Source organism: Streptomyces bobili (assembly GCF_002154575.1).
GTDB lineage: Bacteria > Actinomycetota > Actinomycetes > Streptomycetales > Streptomycetaceae > Streptomyces > Streptomyces bobili.
The window spans coordinates 1-910 of sequence record NZ_MUBA01000926.1 but is presented as its reverse complement, the minus strand read 5'-3'; the positions used below and the strand labels follow the sequence as shown (position 1 = coordinate 910).

Below are 910 nucleotides of genomic sequence, written 5' to 3'. Positions count from 1 at the left end.
CGAGCAGGGCCACCAGGAGGAGGAGCCAGGGGCTGCCCATCACGTCCAGGTCGAGGAACCAGAGGGCCAGGCCGGTGGCGAGGGCGGACTGGATGATCGCGAGGACGCCGAAGGCCAGGGCGTAGCCGGCGATCAGGTCGCCCTTGCCGAGGGGGAGGGCGAGGAGGCGTTCGAGGGTGCCGGAGGTGCGTTCGCGCAGGGTGGCGATGGAGGTGACCAGGAACATCGTGATCAGGGGGAAGATCCCGAGGAGGGACGCGCCGATGCTGTCGAAGGTGCGCGGGCTGCCGTCGAAGACGTAGCGGAGCAGGAACAGCATCACGCACGGGATGAGGATCATCAGGGCGATCGAGCGCGGGTCGTGCCGGAGTTGGCGCAGGACGCGGGCGGCGGTCGCGGTGGTGCGGGAGAGGCTGAGGGGAGCGCTGGGTGAGGTGTGGGCGGTGGCGGTCGTAGGCGTGGTGGGCTCGCTGGGCGCGGTGTTCGTGGTCATCGGGTCTTCTCCTTCTTACGGGTCGACCGGGTCGCCGCGTCGACCAGGTGCAGGAAGGCGGCCTCGACGGTGTCCGTGGCGGTGCGGGCGCGCAGTTCGTCGGGGGTGCCGTCGGCGAGGATCTCGCCCTCGCGCATGAGCAGCAGGCGGTGGCAGCGCTCGGCCTCGTCCATGACGTGGGAGGAGACGAGGAGGGTGGTGCCGCGGGAGGCGGCGATCTCGTGGAAGAGGTGCCACAGGTCGCGGCGCAGGACGGGGTCCAGGCCGACCGTCGGTTCGTCGAGGACGAGGAGTTCGGGGGCGCCGAGGAGGGCCACGGCCAGGGAGACGCGGCTGCGCTGGCCGCCGGAGAGGTTGCCTGCGAGGACCTCGGCATGGCTGGTCAGGTCGACGTCGGCGATGGCTCGGGCGACGTCG

The 910-nt window shown here is 71.5% G+C and carries 2 protein-coding genes; both read right to left on the bottom strand.

All coding sequences use genetic code 11. The features are described from left to right. On the bottom strand, positions 1–493 hold a 493-nt coding region (locus tag BZL64_RS38745; RefSeq protein ID WP_158101600.1), incomplete at its 3' end, for an ABC transporter permease. Beyond that, a partial coding sequence (locus tag BZL64_RS38740) for an ATP-binding cassette domain-containing protein (RefSeq protein ID WP_143663481.1) occupies positions 490–910 on the bottom strand: 421 nt, incomplete at its 5' end. The genes BZL64_RS38745 and BZL64_RS38740, both read right to left, overlap by 4 nt.